This window comes from Streptomyces sp. NPDC059477, from assembly GCF_042749375.1.
Lineage (GTDB): Bacteria > Actinomycetota > Actinomycetes > Streptomycetales > Streptomycetaceae > Streptomyces.
Genome location: NZ_JBHYUG010000043.1, coordinates 22,520 through 38,608 on the forward strand (window position 1 = coordinate 22,520; position 16,089 = coordinate 38,608).

A 16,089-nucleotide genomic window follows, 5' to 3' on the forward strand; every position below is an offset into this window, starting at 1 on the left:
GGGGGTCCGCCGCCCGCCCCCCCCGGCTCTTTTACCACCCCCCCCCGCCGGTCGGGCGCGCCCGCCGGGCCCGGCCCTTCTGTGTGCCGGTCGCTCAGGCGGCAACTCGGCCGGCGAAGTCGTAGCCCGCCTCGTCGACCGTCTTGGCGATCAGCGCGTCCAGCGCCTCGTCGGGTTCGGCGGCGGTCGTCACGGTCACCAGGCCGGTGCCGATCTCGACCTCGACCGTGGTGATCTCGGCCAGGCCGCCCACGGCCTTGGTCACGACGCCCTGGCAGTGGGCGCTGCCCACGCCCCCCACCTGGTAGACCGTCGTGATCTCGGCGGTGGTGTGGCAGCTTCCGTCCGTGGAGCAGCAGTTCGACATGGGTTCTCCATGGGTGAGTGGTGTGATGCCCGAGATACCCCTTAGGGGTATTCGAGAGTGCGTTTATGTATACCCCCTGCCCGTATGCGTGGGCAAGCGGGGGATTCGCGACGCGCCCCGGTGATGTCGGCTTGACTTTATACCCCTGGGGGGTATGTTGAAGAGGTGAATCGGTCGCCTGACCTTGGGTGGCCCCAGAAAGTCCCCAGAGAGTGAGGAGCGGGTCATGAACAGTTCCGCAGCGTCGGGCGCCCACGCCGGTCACCAAGGCCACGCCGGTCACGCGGGCCTTGGCGGTCACGCGGGCCATGCGGGCGCCGAAGAGGCCGGGAAGAGCTACCTCCTCGACCTCAAGAACCCCCGGCTTCCCGTCCGCGAGAAGACCGACCTGCGCTTCGCCGTCCTCCCCGACGACGGCACCGGGCGCCCCCTCACCTCGTACGAGCAGGAACACGGCAAGGAGCTGCATCTGATCGTCGCCTCGCGGGACCTCGGCGTCTACCGGCATCTGCATCCCGTGCTGGGCGGGGACGGGGTGTGGTCGGTGTCGGTGGAGCTGCCCAGGGCGGGGGAGTACCGGCTCTTCGCCGACTTCCGGCCCCGGGGGGAGAGCGGGGTCGTGATCGGCGCGGATCTCACCGGGGAGGGCGTCGCCGAGGCCGCCGAGCTGCCCGCCGTCAGCGCGGTCGCCGAGGTCGACGGGTACGAGGTGCGGCTGGACGGCGGGCTGGAGCCGGGGCAGGGGCGTGCGCTGACGCTGACCGTGTCCAAGGACGGGCGGCCCGTCACCGATCTCCAGCCCTACCTCGGCGCCTACGGGCATCTGGTCGCCCTGCGCGCCGGGGACCTCGCCTATCTGCACGTCCACCCGACAGGCGAACCCGGTGACGGTGAGACCCTCCCGGGGCCGGAGGTCTCCTTCTTCGCCACCGCGCCCAGCTCAGGGGCGTACCGGCTCTTCCTCGACTTCCGTCACGACGGGGTCGTACGTACGGCCGCGTTCACCGTGCGCGCGTAGGGGAATCGCGGCCGGAGCCGGAGCCGGAGCCGGAAGCGGACGTGGGCTCAGGGGCGGGTCGCCGCGAAGTACGGCATCGAGTCCAGATCGGTGACCTCGACGTTCTTGCCGGTGCGGGGGGCGTGGATGGCCTTGCCGTCGCCTATGTACATGCCGTTGTGCTGGGTGTTGTTGTACCAGTAGATGATGTCGCCGGGCTGGAGATCGGCCCGGGCCACCTGACGGCCCGCCGAGTACTGCTGGTTGACCGTGCGGGGCAGTGACACGCCGGCGGCGGCCCACGCGGCGCCGGTCAGGCCGGAGCAGTCGAAGGAGTCGGGGCCGGTCGAGCCCCACTCGTAGGGCTTGCCGAGCTGGGCGTACGCGAACTCGATCGCCGTACGGGCCCGTCCGCTCGCCGCCCCGTCGTACGTCGCCGGACTGTCGCTGCTGCCCGCCGCCTCGTCGGCCTTCTCCTCCGCCGCCTCCAGCTCGGCGCGCTGCTCGGCGGTGAGGCTGTTCAGGAGCTTCTGCGCGGCTTGCAGCTTGCCCTGGATCTCGTCCTTCTTCTCGCTCATCCGCTCCTGCGCGGTGCGCGCGGCCTCCAGCTTGTCCAGCGCCTCGGCGCGGGTCTGGGCGATCTCGCGCTGCTTCTGCTGAAGGCTGTCGAGCAGGACCTGCTGGCGGTCGCCCGTGCGGTCCAGGAGTGCCGCCTGGTCCAGGTAGTCGTCGGGGTTGGCGGAGAAGAACAGCTGGACGCTCGGGTCCAGGCCGCCGTCACGGTACTGCGAGGCGGCTATCGGGCCCATCTCGGCGCGGATCTCATTGATCTCCTCCTGCTGCTCGGCGACCTTCTCCTGCGCCTCGTTGGCCTCGTCCTGGAGGGTCTGCCGCTTCTCCTGCGCCTCGTTGAACTCCTCGGTGCTGGCCTCCGAGTCGTGGTACAGCTCCTCGACCTCCGCGCGCACCTGCTCCACGGACGGCTGCGGTTCCGCCTGGCTCTGTGCCGTCGGCAGCAGGGAGAAGGCCCCCGCCGAGGCGGCCAGCACGGCGAGCCGGGGCCGGGTCGGCGGCTTGGGTCGGCGATGGGTTCCCATGCTGCGACAACAACTCCTCTGGCCGACGGGCGGTCTTCATACTAACAACTTAGTAGCTTCGTAGATCGGGGGGCAATCCGGGGTCCGCAAGGGAAGCCCAGGGGACCGGCCGCAGGAGAGGTGCAGGGCCGGCGGAGACCAGGAGAGGTCCAGGGAGGGCGGAGAAGAGGAGAGGTCCAGGGAGGGCGGAGAAGAGGAGAGGCCCAGGGCCGGCGGAGAGGAGGAGAACCCCTCAGCCGAACGGTGTCGGTACGCAGCCGAACAGCAGCGGCAGCACCGGCGTCAGCGCCGCCCCGGCCGCGACCGCGCCCCGGAGCGCCGGATGCGGGCGCCGCTGCGGATGCAGCACCCGCCGCAGCCGTACCAGCGCGCTCGGGCCGCCCACCGCGAACGCGCCCGCCGGAGCGGAACGGGCCGCCGCCATCTCGTACATCGCCGTGGCCAGCACATCGCGCGAGTGGCGGCGCAGGGCGCGGTCGTCGGCGATCATCTCCAGGAGTACGGCGGTCTGCTCCCGGGCGTGCCGGGCCAGCGGCAGCCGCCGTGCGAGCCGGGCGAACGCCTCGGCGGCGGCCAGCACCAGATGGTGACGGCCCGTGATGTGCGCCCGTTCGTGCGCGAGTACGGCATCGAGCTGGCCCGGCGACAGCAGCCGCAGCGCGCCCGCGCTGACCACCACCCGTGGGCGGCGGCCGGGCAGACAGTAGGCGGCGGGGCGTTCGTGCTCGACGACCGTCGCCGCCAGTCGGGGGGTACGGCGGCCGACCAGGTCCAGGACCCGGCGGTGCCGGGAGCGGGCGCGGCGACCGCGCAGCACCTCCACGGCGAAGCCGCCCAGCGCCAGCAGCAGTACCGAGAACGGCAGGGCGAACGCCAGCCGCTGGGTGATCGTCGGGTCCGGCACCCCGCTCGCGGCGGTCAGCCCGCACGCGTGCAGGAAGCCGATCAGATCGGCGTGCAGATGTTCGGTCGGAGCGGCCAGATGGTGCGCGGCCAGCGCGACGGCCAGCGTGAAGGACACGATCAGCCCGTGCCAGACGGCCAGCGCGAGCACCGGCGCCCGGTACGGCCAGGCGCTGCGCAGCAGCAGCCGGGGTGCGACGACGCCCACCACGGCGGCGTACCCCAGCAGCACGGGCGTCGCGCTCACGATCCGGCCTGCCGCCCCACCGCGCGCAGGGCCTCGCGCAGGGCGCTGATCTCCTCGGGGTCCATCTGCTCCACGAAGTGCGCGAGCGCCACCGGCCGGTCCTCGCTCGCGCCGAGCGCGTCCTCCATCAGCGCCGCCGCGTACTGCTCCCGGCTGCGCACCGGGGTGTACACCCAGGCCCGGCCCTGTTTGCCGCGCACCAGCCAGCCCTTGTTGTAGAGGATGTTCGCGACGGTCATCACCGTGGTGTAGGCGAGCGGCCGTTCCTCGTTGATGTCGTCGACGATCTCCCGTACCGTCGCCGGCCGCCGCCACCGCCAGAGGCGGTCCATGATCTCCGCCTCCAGATCCCCCAGCCGCCGCATGCCCGCTTCTCCTCTTCTTCTTCCTCGCAAGTACGCAGGGTCATGGTAAAGCGCGGGTGCGGTGCGACGCGGTGCCGTGGTGTCAGGAGAAGCGGGTCACGTACCGGCGCTGCCATGGGGTCTCCACGGCGCGGCGGGCGTAGTGCTCGCGGACGTAGGCGACGGCCTCGCCGGGCGGTACGCCGTCGAGGACCGCCAGAGCGGCCAGGGCGGTGCCGGTGCGGCCCAGGCCGCCGCCGCAGGCGATCTCCACCCGCTCGGACTCCGCCCGCCGCCATGCCTCGCGCAGCGCGGCGGCGGTCGCCGGACGGTCGGACGGCAGCCGGAAGTCGGGCCAGCGCAGCCAGCGGTACTCCCAGTCGACGGGCTCCGGCTCGCGGCCCAGCAGATACAGCGCGAAGCCGGGCGGCGGACCCGGCGGAAGCGGGTGCCGCAGGCCCCGGCCACGCACCAGCCGCCCCGAGGGGAGCCGCAGCACCCCGGCGGTCGTGGGATTCCAGGTCTCGGACATGCGGTGAGCGTAGACCGGGGGTCTGTGGTGGGTGGCGGGTTCCGGGAGAGCGTGAACGGGCGGCCGGGTCCGTCCGTACCTTCCGGCGGACGCGCGAGGGCGGGGAGAGGAGAGGTACGTGGATCTGGTGCGGGGTGTCGTCGGCGCGGTGAGCGTGGCCGCGCTCGCGCTGGTGATGGGGTGCGGTGGGGGTGGCTCGCGGGCGGAGCCGGACGCGCCCGAGGTGTCCGCCGCTCCCGATGCCGGGGTGATGGCGCCCGCCAGGGTCGAGGTGATCGCCAGGCTGACCGGGTGCGAGGCGTCGATCCGGATCGAGGCGGACGAACTGCGGCAGGGGGTGTGCCACACCGCGCGGGCCGACTACCTCATCACGACCTTCCCCGAGGACCGGCTCAAGGAGACCTGGCTGGACTCCGCGAGCGTGTACGGCGGTACGTATCTCGTCGGCATGCGATGGATCGTCAGCGCGCGGCCGGAACTGATGGACGGCTTCCGGCTCACGCTCGGGGGGACGGTTCGTACGCCGTGATGACGTAGAGCGCCTCGTCGTCCACGGTGTTCTCCGCCCGGTCCAGCGCGATACGGACCGGGTGGCCGTCGCTCGCGTACTCCGCGTCCGCCTTCGCGGCTCCCTCCTGGCGGGCCAGGGCCAGTTCGGCCAGCAGTTCGCCCAGTGTCGGCACCGCCTCGGGGGCGCTCTCCACCGCGCGGCGCGCGCTGTCGTCCAGGCCGACGGCCTCGGTGACCACGCCGTCCCGGACCGTCACCCGGAAGGTGCCGATCAAGGCCCGTTCCCCTTCGGCCGACTTGAGTGTGTAGGCGTACGCGGCGGGTTCTTCCCAGGGCTGTTCTTCCCAGGTCGGGGGCCGGGCCGGGGAGCCGTCGTCGGTGCCGCAGGCCGGGAGGGCGCACAGCAGGCCCGCGAGGAGGGCGTGCCGGGCCCGGGTGCGGGCGCGGGCTCGCGAACGGGCGCGTACGGCGGTCATGGTGGTCCCCCTTCGACACGGCTGTCCCTGGGACGCCGTTCGGCCGGAGAACGTTCGATTGACATCCTCCCCCTCTTAAAAGAGGGGGATTCCAACCCATTTGGGCTGAGGTTCACGGACGCTCGAACGGCTGGTGGCCGCTGTCGTCCCTCCGGCACCGGCTGTACGCCGGGGGCGAGGGATCCCGCCCTGTCCTGCCGCGACATTGGTTGCTGCGTTGGTGTCCGCGTTACAGGTGAAGCCGCAGGAGGAACAGACGAACTCAGCTTGGCTCTTGCGCGAGTTCTTGTCGATCCATCCGCAGGCACTGCACCGCAGACTCGTGTACGGGGCGGGTACGTCTTCGACCCGGCCGGGCGCCTTGTGCCCGGTGCGCTGGGGTCGGCTCGGGGATGACGGCGAACGCCGCGTGCCACTGGCCGTTGCGGTAGGTGACGCGGAACGTCTTCGCGGACGGCAGTACGGCGCCCTTGCCGCTGGGGCTGAGGCGGAAGCGGACCCATCGGCAGCCGGGCACCTTCACCTGCGCCCACCGGCGGTTCAGCTTCTGCACCGCGACCGAGCGGCCCATGACCTGCTTGCCGGTCTTCGCGTTGAGCTTCGGGCTGCCGTCGGATTCGTACTCGGGCACGCGGTCGTCACCGATGACGCGGAAGCCTTCGTGCCGGAACTTCTTGCGCCAGGTCGGTTCGCCGGACCCGGAGGTGAAGCGGGCGTTCTTGGCCTTCGCGAAGTCCTTCAGGGCCTGGGCCTGGACGGTCTGGTTCCCGGCTCGGAGCCGGTCGGAGGCGGCGCGGGCTTCGGTGAGCCGGCGGCACTGCTCCGCGAAGGAGGGGGCGGACTTGCGGCCCGGCTGCCAGTGCGCGTGCTGCTCGACGGCGAGGTTCCAGACGTACCTCGCGTGCGCGCAGTGCAGCAGCATCTGCTGCTCCTGCTCGCCTGTGGGGTACATCCGAAACCTCGACACACCATCACCATACCATCAGGATAGGCCCAATTCTGCATCGCGGGAGGGTTGGTCAGCCGGTACGGTGATGGCATGAAACAGATCACTCTGCGCCTCCCCGACGACGAACACGCCCGCCTCAAAGCCCTCGCCGAACGGGAACACCGCTCCCTGCACGCCCAGATCCTCCACATGCTCGACAGATCGCGGGACGACCACGCCCCGGTGGAGGGTGAACGCCGTTCCGCCCAGGGGGCGTAACGGCTGTCCCTGCCCTGCTCCGCAGGGGCTCGCATTCACCCCCGGCCTGAAGGCCGGGGCACCCTGCGAGGACACACGGTGGGAAGCTGGGTCTCCATGACGACCCTGAACTCCCTCGATCCGCTGGCCGTCGCCGTCACCGAGGCGATCCGCACCGGTGATCTGGCGGCGCTGCGGTCCCTGCTCGACGACCATCCCGGCCTCGCGTCCACCGGAATCGTCGAGTCGCAGGACGCGGAGCGCGCCGGGACCCGCAGTCTGCTGCACCTCGCCACCGACTGGCCCGGCCACTACCCGCGCGGCCCCGAGGTCGTCGCCACGCTGGTGGCGGCCGGCGCCGATCCCGGCGCCCGGTTCGTCGGCGCCCACGCCGAGACCCCGCTGCACTGGGCGGCCAGCAACAACGACGTCACGGCGATCGACGCGCTGCTCGCCGCCGGGGCCGACATCGAGGCGCCCGGCGCGGTGCTCGGCGGTGGCTCACCGCTCGCCGACGCCTGCGGGTTCGGGCAGTGGCGGGCCGCCCGGCGGCTCGTCGAACGCGGGGCGCGGGTCGGACTGGACGAGGCCGCCGCGCTGGGGCTGCTGGAGCGGGTCGAGGAGTACGTCGGTGGGCAGGCGCCCGCCGCCGATGACATCGACCGCGCCTTCTGGAGCGCCTGCCAGGGCGGACAGCTCGCCGTCGCCCGCTATCTGCGCGGACTGGGCGCCGACCTCGACCGGGTCGGGTACGACGGGATGGCCCCGCTGGACGTCGCACGGTCCCAGGACGCCGATGAGGTGGTGGCCTGGCTGGTGGGGGAGGGGGCCAGGAGAGCGAGGCGGGGCGCTGGTAGGGCGGAGACAGGGGGAGAGGGAGAGGGAGAGGGTGTCGAAGGGGTTGCTGAGGAGGCCGGCGACACGCCTTCCGGTTCGGCTTCCGACGGGGTGACGGAGGCGTAGGGCCTCCTCACAGCGGGGACTGCCAGGTGACCTCCGTCCCCTCGCCCCCGCTCGCACTGTCGCTGTCGCTGTCGCCGTCGTCGCGCACCACCAGGCGGACGACCTCTCTGCCGTCCGGCAGGGGGGTCGTCGTGTCGATGGTGATCTCCACCCGGGTGACGGCGGGGCGGTGGACCGCGGCGGTCAGGGCGCGGTGCAGTGCCGTGAGGAGGTGGGCGGCGGTGGGGGCGGGGACCCGGGAGTCGATCGGGCCGGTGAAGCGGACGGACGGCTGGAAGCCGAGGCGGGCCGCCGCGGTCGCCGTCTCCCTGAGGACCTTGCCGCGCAGGGTCGTGGGGGCCTCGGTCGGGGACTGCTGGAGGGCGTAGATGGTGGTGCGGACCTCCTGGATGGTGGACTGGAGTTCGTCCACCGCGCGGCCCAGGGTGTCGTGGACCCCGGCGGCGGCCGTACGGCGCTGGGTGGACTCCAGCATCATCGCCGTCGCGAACAGCCGCTGGACCACCAGATCGTGCAGGTCGCGGGCGATCCGGTCCCGGTCCTCGTAGACGGCGAGGCGCTCCTGGCGGTGCCGGGTGTCGGCGAGGACCAGGGCGAGGGCGGCCTGGGAGGCGAACTGGGTGGCCAGCAGCCGTTCGATCTCCGTGTACGGGCGGTCCCCGCGCCGGCGGGGCAGTGCGAGGGTGCCGATGAGCCGGCCGCCGGCCTGCAACGGGAGCATCATGCTGGGGCCGAAGCGGTGCCGGACATGGGTGGTCATCCGGGGGTCGGTCGCCGAGTCGTCGATGAACACCGGTTCGCCGCCCAGGAGCTGTACCAGGACCGGGCTGCCCGGCGCGATGGTCGCCCCCACGATGTCGCCGGGGTCGGCCGGGGTGGACGCGATGACGATCTCCATGCCGCCCTCGGACGTGGGCTGGAGGATCACGCCCGCGGCGGCGTCGGCGAGCAGCCGGGCCCGTTCGGCGACCGTGCGCAGGGCGTCGGCGCTCTCGCCGGTGAGCAGCGCGGTGGTGACGGCCGCCGAGCCCTCGATCCAGCGCTCGCGCTGCCGGACCGCCTCGTACAGCCGGGCGTTGCCGATCGCGATCCCGGCCTGTACGGCGAGCAGCCCCAGCAACTCCCGGTCGCCGGGCGTGAAGTCGCCGCCGTCGCGTTTGCCGGTGAGGCGGAGGCGGCCGAAGAGACGGGTGTCCACGTGGATGGGGACGTCCAGGGTGGGGTGGCGGGTCGCCGCGGTGGTGGCCGCTCGCGTGGTGGGGCGGGTCGCCGGGGTGGCCGGTCCCGTCGTGGGGCGGGTCGCCGGGGGAGCCGGTCCCGTCGTGTGGATCTCGCGCAGGCCGTCGCGGGCCGGGTCGGTCATGTCCAGGGACGCGTACCGGGCGCCGGTCACCTCGGCGGCGCCGTCCACGATGTGCTGGAGGGTGGTGACGAGGGCGAGGTCGGCGCCGACGCCGAGGATCGCGTCCAGGAGACCCTCGGGAAAGGGGTCCGAGGGGGGAGCGGGCGGCGACGCGGGGGGCCGCCGTGCGCCGGGGGCCTCCGGCACGCTCACGGCCCCAGCGGGTTCAGCTCCAGCGGCTGGATCCGGCCCTCCAGCATGGCGCCCAGGCCCTGTACGGCGCAGATGTCGGGGCGTTCGGCGATGTGCACCGGCATGCCGGTGGCCTGGCGCAGCATCTGGTCCAGGCCGGGCAGCAGGGCCGAGCCGCCGACCATCATGATGCCCCGGTCGGCGAGGTCGGCCACCAGGTCCGGCGGGCAATCGCGGAGCACCTTGCCGATGCCGTCGAGGATGGCGGTGAGCGGGGTCTGGATGGCGTCCCGGACGGCGGCGGTGTCCACCTGGACGCTGCGGGCGAGGCCGGTGGCGACATCGCGGCCGTGGATCTCGGTGGAGGCCGGGCCCTGCGCGGTGAGGCCGTTGCCGGACAGGGCGATCTGGAGCGGCCGTACGGACTGGCTGGGCAGCATCAGTTCGTGGGCGTGCCGCAGGTGCTGCACGATCGCCTGGTCCACGGCCTCGCCGCCGACCGGGATCCGCTCGGCGTTGACGATCGAGCCGAGGCAGAGCACGGCGACCTGGGTGGCCGCCGACCCGCACACCAGGACCATGGTCGCCTCGGGCTGTTCGACGGGCAGTCCGCAGCCGACGGCGGCGGCGATGAGGGTGTCGACCAGTTCGACGCGGCGGGCGCCGAGTCCGACCAGTGTCTCGATGGTGGCGCGCTGGGCGAGCGGGTCGGAGCCGTGCGGGGTGCAGGCCGCCGCGCGCAGCCGGGGCTTGCGGCGCAGGGCGCGGCGGACCTTGTCGCCGATGAGGTGGCGGAGCATCCGCTGGGCCATCTCGATGTCGACCACCGTGCCGCCGGAGACCGGGCGGACCACGCGGATGTAGTGCGGGGTGCGGCCGGTCATCTTCTCGGCCAGCTCACCGACCGCGATCAGCGCGCCGGTACGGGTGTTCACGGCGGCGGCCGACGGCTGGTCGACCACGAGCCCGTCACCCTTGACATAGACCCGGGTCCGCGCGGCGCCCAGATCGACGGCGAAGTGGCAGCGGCGCAGTGCCTCCAGGCTGGCGGTCATGGCGGATCCTCCCGAGAGCACGGACCGGGCCGCCGGGCGGCGGGCCTCTGGTGGCATCGTGCGTGGCGGAAGGGGGGCGGCGCCTTTTGTGGGGGGCCGGGTGGGGGGCCACTGAATGGGTTATTTATAGTACTTTGCTGCACGGCGGCAGCCTGTCTACAGGGTGCGTGCGGCTTCGAGGAGAGTGGCGAGGCCGGTATCGAGGTATGCCGCGCCGGCTGATTGTGCGGCGCGTTTCTCGGCTGGGCTGGAGCCGATGACAAGGCATTGGTGTGGGCGGATGCCCAGTTGGGCGATGGCCCGCCGCAGAATGGCGTCGGAGGGCGTCGGCTGGATGCGGCTGTCTTCACGGCCGTGGACGCCGCCGCTGAAGAGGTCCAGCAGACCGAAATGCTGGAGATAGTTCCTCGCGGCGTGAGTGACCATGTCGGTGACGACGGCCAGGTGCAGGCCACTGTCCGTGAGCCTCCGCACGGGCGGCGGCGGCCCGGGGGAAGCGATTGCCCTGCGTACGGCGGCGACCTCGATCTCAGCCGCGCGCCTGTGCAGATCCTCGGCATGAGGGGTCTCGTGGAACGAGTAGAGCAGGTCGGCCGGGTGCGGGCGGGAGTCATGTGTGTGGAGCACATCGGCACGCGGCAGGGGACGGCCGGCCAGGGCGTCGTCCGGATTCCGTAGTTCGGTGAGCAGCCGGGTGAGTTCCCGCACCGCCTCAATCCGTTCCTGGGTGTCATAGATCCGTGTGAGGGTGCCCTCGAAGCCGATGATCACGGCGTCCGCCGCACGCAGGGCGGCTGTGGCGACGTCCAGTGAGCCGGCGTCCCACAGGGCCACGTCCCAGCGGACGGAGCGGCCGGCGAGGAAGTCGGACTGTTGGAGTGCACCGGTCAGGTCTCCGGTGGTGGGGGCGGGGCGACGGGCCACCGGGGGAAGCCGACGAGCCAGATGGCTGCGGAGGAACTGATCGAAATCGCCCCCGCCGCGCCGTGCGGCGAGATCCGGGCGGGTGATCCGCCACACGGCCACACCACGTGCGGAGAGCGTTCCCCCGCTGGGCGTGCGCACTTCCTCCGCCAACTCGGTGCGATGCTCTGTCAGATCGATCTCGTAGTATCCGGCTGGAGCGTGATAGACGGTCCTGCTGACACCCCGGGGTTCGGGAAGAAGCGGCGGCACAGGGAAGGGCCCCCGCAACGCGGGCAGTGGCGGGATGTCCCTCTTCAGGGTATGGACGATGGGGCCTTCCCCCGCGCCCACCTGCTCACGGATGGTCCGCGGCAGGGCAATGACCCCGTGGGCGCCGGTGGTGTCCAGGAGACGGTGGGCCTGGGCCAGCTCATCCGGGCCAACCCCATGGGCCAGGCACAGCCGTGCCCCGCCCAGCTCTCGCAGTAGGCCTTCGAACCGGTCGATGGCGATGCGCAGCAGATCCGGTACCGGACTGCCCGGTCCGCAGGGCAGTGAGAAGCCCTCCGCGTGCGTACGCAGCGGAAATTGATCCGGGCTGTGTCCGCTCGCCGCGACCAGCCGGGTGATCGCACGGCCCAGCAGCGCGTGGGTGTCCGCGTCCTGCCCGTCGTCCGCGAACTCGAAGATCAGCGGGCCGGGTATCGGTTCCACCGGATCGTCGGCGATCAGCTCGTTGTCGTGTGGCAGCGGCTGTTCGTCTGGCTCGAACGGCTCGTGCCCCGTCACGGTGTCCTCGTCGCCGTCGTCCCTCTCCGCGCGTCCCGCGTCCAGTTCCTCACGCAACTCGTGCCCCAGCGCCAGCAGCTCCGGGCTCTGGCCTCCCTGGAGTTCGTACTCCTCGAACACCTCCAAGGCATCCCCGCCGCGCCCTTGGCGACGCAGGGTCGAGATGTACAGGTGGCGGAAGTCCTCGCGGGACGGGTGGGAGCGGACCAGCGAGGCGAGGCCGGCGGCGGCCTGGTCCACTCTGCCGAGGTCGAGGTCGAGCTCCGCACGGGTGCGGAGCAGACCGAGGCGGAGCTGCGACAGGCGGGTCCGGGCGGTCTGCGCGGCGGGGCCGGTGACGCCCTCCAGCTCGGTACCGGGGCGCCACAGATTCAGGGCTTCGGCGATCTCCCGGTGGGCCCTGACGAAGTCACCGAACGCGCGATTCCACTCGGCCTGCTGCGCCAGGTCATCGCAGTGCGCGATGTCGAGGTAGTCCGCGCTGGTGTGCAGGGCATAGCCGCCGGGGTGGGTTGCCAGGGCCGCGGCAGGGCCGAGCAAGGTGCGTAGCCGGGACGCCATCCGGCCGATGACACCGAGCGCGTTCCGCGGCTCGTCGGCCGGCCCCCAGATCCCCCAGCGCAGTTCGTCATGGGTCACCGTGCGGCCGTGTTTGAGCAGGAGCATCGCGAGCATGGGCTGGAGATCGCTCGGGACATCGAGGGTGGCGTCACCGGCGTGGGCGACCCGCAGCGGCCCGAGGAGGTGATGGGAACGCCGGGTGTACTTCGCTACGGCAGCCTCCACCATGTCCGTGCTGCCGAGCAGATCCAGGCCCTGCGCCTGGACCGACTGCGACGGTGACAACAGCCGGGTGAGGGCGTCCGCGTAGGTTTCCCGCAAGTCTGCCGGCAGATGGACCAGGGAATCGGAGGCCACGGACGGTCGCAGCTGAGCCGTTCCGGACGCCAGCTGAAACATCAGTTCGGCCAAGGCCCGCAGATCCTGGGAACCCTCTGAGGGGTTGGAGATCCATCCCGACTGGTACGGGCTGAGTTTCGTGGTGCCGTCGGGCAGCAGGATCACCTGGGACATGCCGAGCCTGCCGTGTGTCAGGCCCGCGGAGTGCAGGGCCGCGAGCGCGCCGGCCAGCCCTGCGCCGATCCGCACCAGCAGCGGGGGCGGCAGCCGGTAGCCGTTCGGCGCCGCCAGGGTGTTCAGGCCGAGACCTTCCACCTGCTCCATGACGACGTAGGGGATGAGGTCCTCGATGCCAAAGTCGAGAACGGCCGTCAGATTTTCGTGGCGCAGTTCCTTCAGTACCCCGGCATCCCGGGCGAAGGTCTGGATCTGGGCCAGTTCGCCGGTCCCGCTGTGCGGGCGCAGCGTCACCCTCCGCCTCTTCTCGGTATCCTCCGTCTGCCACAGCGACTCCGTCGCACCCAGGCGGGGGATTGGCCGGTACCGGCGCCGCAGCCGCTCCGGCAGCGCCTCCGACGACCCGCCCGACGGCTCGGACACCGGCGGCTCAGCCTTCGTCACGGCCGCGGCGAGTGGTTGTGGCTCGGGCGCGGGCTCCACCAGCCCCGCCAGTTGCCGCACACTCCCCGCACTGACCCTCGCGAATGCCTCCCCGTCCGCCCCCGTGGTGGTGGCCGCGCCGCCCGGCGAGGGCGCCGTCGCCGTGAACTCGCCCGGCGCCCGCCCGGCCCGGCTGTCGATCAGCCCGCCCACCCGCTCCAGCAACTCGGTCGTACGGCCTCGGTCGCTGCGGGGCAGTCCGCGCAGCAGCAGGTCGCGGACGCCGGGGCGGAAGGCGTAGGTGCCGGGCCGGCCGGGGACGGCGGTGAGCATGCCGCTGAGGATGACCTCGGCCAGATGCTGGGGGCGCGGGTCGGGCTCCACGGCCGCCTGGACCAGCCGCATCACGGGCAGCACCGGGCGGCCCAACGCCACATGCCCGGCCAGCCGGAACGCCTCCGGTGACGCGGTCGAGCGGAACCGCAGGACCAGTTCCGACGCCGACAGCCGTGTCACATCCGTACGGTCGGCCGCGTCCGGCGCGATGTGGCCCAGCAGCGCCACCGCCGCCGGGTACTCGGTGCCCCCGGGCGCCGCGACCAGGGCCGCCCAGTTCGCCAGCCAGCCCGGCTCCGGCTCCAGCACGGGGAGGGGGAAGGCGCCCTCGTCCGGCGGCGGGTTCTGCGCCACGTCGTACGGGGGCTCGTACGGGGTGAAGGTCAGCGTCGCCGTCGGGGCCGCGGGGTGCGGTGCGCTCAGTCGGCCGGGGGTCGTCGGCAACGCCGTGTCCCGCCACAGATGTTCCGGCAGTGGCTGGATCACCGCGAGCGGCATCCGCCGGGCCCAGCGGCGCAGCGTGCCGTACCAGCGGTCGGCCGCCCGGCCCTTGCGCCACTGCGGGCCCATGCAGTCGCTGATCAGCAGGGTGACCGTACGTCCGTCGGCGGGCGCGTGCGCGGCCTGGCCCCGGACCGTGCCGTCGGGTCCGGCGGGATGCAGGGTGACGGTGCGGAAGACGCCGGACTGGGCGAGGGCGAGATGCAGTTCACGGACCAGAGGACGCCAGATGGGCATGGTGGGGCCGGTGTCATGGACCAGGTGCAGCCGCAGCCAGCGTTCCCGCGCCGGGCGCAGCACCGGCAGCCACCACTCCGGGCCCGTGTCAAGGCGGGCGATCCGCTCGGCGGTGGCCCGCTCGTCCAGCTCCCGCCCCAAGGGCGCCTCGGCCCACCGCTTCAGCGGACGTACGGCCCGTTGCAGGCCCAGGGGATGGCGCAACATCGGGGGCGCCGGGGCGAGCAGGGCGGTGTGACGGGGGCCGGTCCCGCCGCCGGGGGCGGGGAGGTGCAGGGGGATGCGGGGAGGGACGGCGGGGGTGATGGGCGGGGGTGGGGCAGGGGTGTCCTCCCGGGCGGGCGGCGATTCGGGGACGGGCGGCTGCGCGGGCGGCGGGTGAGGAGGCCGGTCGTGCTCTTCCTCCCCGCCTTCGCCCTCCTCCTCCACGGTCTTGATGTGGCCCGCCAGCCACAGCAGTTCGGCGAGTTCGCGCGGGGCCGGGCGGTCGCCCCCGCTCGCCTCGGCCAGGAGCCCGGCGAGGCGGGAGAGCGGGCCCGTACCCGTCCCTCCCCCCGCCCCGTCAGAAGACATCGGTCTGCGGGCCCAGCCCCAGATACGGCATCAGTCGCTCCGCCAGTTCGTCCAGTGACTCCGCGCCCAGGTCGGAGGCGCGGGCCAGATAGATCGCGTTGAGTAACTGGTCGGTCGCGAGGTCGCCGCCGCCGACCCGGGACAGGAACCGCTCGATCAGCCGCCGCGCCTGTTCGTCGGGCTCGCCCAGGTGCGCGCGGACGATCCCGGCGAGCTGCTCGTCGTCGGGCTGGCGCAGCCGCAGGGTGACACAGCGGCGCAGGAACGCGGGCGGGAACTCGCGCTCCCCGTTGCTGGTCAGCACCACGAAAGGGAACGCCCGGCAGCGCACCCGGCCGCGCTCCACCGGGACGCGGGCGTCGGTGCCGTCCGCCAGGACCTGGGCGACGGGGGTGTCCCGCGCGGCCCGTACCAGCTCGGGGATCTCGTACTGGCCCTCCTCCAGAACGTTCAGCAGGTCGTTCGGCAGATCGAGGTCGCTCTTGTCGATCTCGTCGATCAGCAGGGTGCGGGGGCGGGTGTGCGGGAGGAGGGCGGTGCCGAGCGGGCCCAGCCGGAGGTGGTTCTCCACGCCCTCGTTGCCGGTGCGGCCCGCGCCGGCCCTGCTGCTCCTGCCGGCTGTGGACAGCACCCGCCGGGCCGCGTACAGCCGGGACAGCGGGTCGTACTGGTACAGCCCGTCGTGCAAGGTGCTGCGGCTGGTGATGTTCCAGCGCAGCACCGGGCCGAGCCGCAGTTCCCGCGCCACCGCGTACGCCAGTGAGGACTTCCCGGTGCCGGGCGGGCCGGTGACCAGCAGCGGGCGGCGCAGATACAGCGCCGCGTTGACCAACTGCACGGTCTCCTCGGTGGCCCGGTAGGTCTCGGCACGATGTGCGCGGTCGGGGGAGCCGGCGAAGGCGTCGTCGGCCTCGGCAGGGAGGGCGAGCGCGGGGCCGCCGTCGAAGGCACGCCAGGGCGGTGGCGGGGGCAGCTCGTCGATGCCGTCGTGTGGTGTGCGGGTGCCGGTGTAGACAGGCCACAGGGGCATGGGTCT

At 72.7% G+C, this 16,089-nt stretch carries 16 protein-coding genes; 4 read left to right on the forward strand and 12 right to left on the reverse strand.

Annotated features, from left to right (window positions below; translation table 11 throughout):
* Window positions 1–94: 94 nt before the first annotated feature.
* On the reverse strand, window positions 95–367 hold the full coding sequence (locus tag ACFXAZ_RS21845; protein WP_384593629.1) for a heavy-metal-associated domain-containing protein: 273 nt from the start codon (window positions 365–367) through the stop codon (window positions 95–97).
* Between the two features lie 226 nt (window positions 368–593).
* Here ACFXAZ_RS21845 and ACFXAZ_RS21850 point away from each other — a divergent pair, with 226 nt between their 5' ends.
* Window positions 594–1,385 (forward strand): hypothetical protein, encoded by a 792-nt coding sequence (locus ACFXAZ_RS21850; protein ID WP_384593632.1) that lies wholly within the window; start codon window positions 594–596, stop codon window positions 1,383–1,385.
* Window positions 1,386–1,432: 47 nt separating this feature from the next.
* On the opposite strand, the gene ACFXAZ_RS21855 is transcribed toward ACFXAZ_RS21850, so the two are convergent.
* The 4 genes from ACFXAZ_RS21855 to ACFXAZ_RS21870 all read right to left on the reverse strand — a co-directional run bounded on the left by ACFXAZ_RS21855 (window position 1,433) and on the right by ACFXAZ_RS21870 (window position 4,487).
* The gene (locus ACFXAZ_RS21855; RefSeq protein WP_384593635.1) at window positions 1,433–2,461 is read right to left on the reverse strand and encodes an NlpC/P60 family protein; all 1,029 of its coding nucleotides are present in this window, start codon (window positions 2,459–2,461) and stop codon (window positions 1,433–1,435) included.
* A gap of 232 nt (window positions 2,462–2,693) precedes the next feature.
* Window positions 2,694–3,611: a M56 family metallopeptidase gene (locus tag ACFXAZ_RS21860; RefSeq protein ID WP_384593638.1), complete on the reverse strand. Its 918-nt coding sequence runs from the start codon at window positions 3,609–3,611 to the stop codon at window positions 2,694–2,696.
* Window positions 3,608–3,976, reverse strand: coding sequence for a BlaI/MecI/CopY family transcriptional regulator (locus tag ACFXAZ_RS21865; protein WP_384593641.1), 369 nt, complete (start codon window positions 3,974–3,976; stop codon window positions 3,608–3,610). Before ACFXAZ_RS21865 ends, ACFXAZ_RS21860 begins: the two co-directional genes overlap by 4 nt.
* Window positions 3,977–4,058: 82 nt before the next feature.
* The gene (locus ACFXAZ_RS21870; protein WP_384593644.1) at window positions 4,059–4,487 is read right to left on the reverse strand and encodes a protein-tyrosine phosphatase family protein; all 429 of its coding nucleotides are present in this window, start codon (window positions 4,485–4,487) and stop codon (window positions 4,059–4,061) included.
* 118 nt (window positions 4,488–4,605) lie between these two features.
* Between ACFXAZ_RS21870 and ACFXAZ_RS21875 the strand changes: the two genes are divergently transcribed.
* Window positions 4,606–5,016: a hypothetical protein gene (locus ACFXAZ_RS21875; protein ID WP_384593647.1), complete on the forward strand. Its 411-nt coding sequence runs from the start codon at window positions 4,606–4,608 to the stop codon at window positions 5,014–5,016.
* Here ACFXAZ_RS21875 and ACFXAZ_RS21880 read toward each other — a convergent pair.
* From ACFXAZ_RS21880 to ACFXAZ_RS21890, 3 genes are all read right to left on the reverse strand, one after another.
* Window positions 4,985–5,473 (reverse strand): DUF6174 domain-containing protein, encoded by a 489-nt coding sequence (locus ACFXAZ_RS21880; protein ID WP_384593649.1) that lies wholly within the window; start codon window positions 5,471–5,473, stop codon window positions 4,985–4,987. The genes ACFXAZ_RS21875 and ACFXAZ_RS21880 overlap by 32 nt on opposite strands.
* Before the next feature lie 75 nt (window positions 5,474–5,548).
* The gene (locus tag ACFXAZ_RS21885) at window positions 5,549–5,791 is read right to left on the reverse strand and encodes a zinc ribbon domain-containing protein (RefSeq protein ID WP_384593734.1); all 243 of its coding nucleotides are present in this window, start codon (window positions 5,789–5,791) and stop codon (window positions 5,549–5,551) included.
* Window positions 5,736–6,440 carry a helix-turn-helix domain-containing protein gene (locus ACFXAZ_RS21890; protein ID WP_384593652.1) on the reverse strand — a complete coding sequence of 235 codons (705 nt, stop codon included), beginning with the start codon at window positions 6,438–6,440 and terminating at the stop codon, window positions 5,736–5,738. Before ACFXAZ_RS21890 ends, ACFXAZ_RS21885 begins: the two co-directional genes overlap by 56 nt.
* 72 nt (window positions 6,441–6,512) lie before the next feature.
* On the opposite strand from ACFXAZ_RS21890, the gene ACFXAZ_RS21895 reads away from it, so the two are divergent.
* The gene (locus tag ACFXAZ_RS21895) at window positions 6,513–6,680 is read left to right on the forward strand and encodes an Arc family DNA-binding protein (protein WP_384593655.1); all 168 of its coding nucleotides are present in this window, start codon (window positions 6,513–6,515) and stop codon (window positions 6,678–6,680) included.
* 96 nt (window positions 6,681–6,776) lie between these two features.
* Complete coding sequence (locus ACFXAZ_RS21900; RefSeq protein WP_384593658.1) at window positions 6,777–7,622, forward strand: ankyrin repeat domain-containing protein; 846 nt, start codon at window positions 6,777–6,779, stop codon at window positions 7,620–7,622.
* 7 nt (window positions 7,623–7,629) lie between these two features.
* Here the strand turns inward: ACFXAZ_RS21900 and ACFXAZ_RS21905 are convergent, their stop codons facing one another.
* The 4 genes from ACFXAZ_RS21905 to ACFXAZ_RS21920 form a co-directional block, all read right to left on the reverse strand.
* The gene (locus ACFXAZ_RS21905) at window positions 7,630–9,171 is read right to left on the reverse strand and encodes a GAF domain-containing protein (protein WP_384593737.1); all 1,542 of its coding nucleotides are present in this window, start codon (window positions 9,169–9,171) and stop codon (window positions 7,630–7,632) included.
* A gap of 2 nt (window positions 9,172–9,173) precedes the next feature.
* Window positions 9,174–10,211: a rod shape-determining protein gene (locus tag ACFXAZ_RS21910; protein WP_384593661.1), complete on the reverse strand. Its 1,038-nt coding sequence runs from the start codon at window positions 10,209–10,211 to the stop codon at window positions 9,174–9,176.
* Between the two features lie 156 nt (window positions 10,212–10,367).
* The gene (locus ACFXAZ_RS21915) at window positions 10,368–15,053 is read right to left on the reverse strand and encodes an SAV_2336 N-terminal domain-related protein (RefSeq protein ID WP_384593664.1); all 4,686 of its coding nucleotides are present in this window, start codon (window positions 15,051–15,053) and stop codon (window positions 10,368–10,370) included.
* Window positions 15,043–16,083: an AAA family ATPase gene (locus tag ACFXAZ_RS21920; RefSeq protein WP_384593667.1), complete on the reverse strand. Its 1,041-nt coding sequence runs from the start codon at window positions 16,081–16,083 to the stop codon at window positions 15,043–15,045. Before ACFXAZ_RS21920 ends, ACFXAZ_RS21915 begins: the two co-directional genes overlap by 11 nt.
* Between the last annotated feature and the right edge of the window lie 6 nt (window positions 16,084–16,089).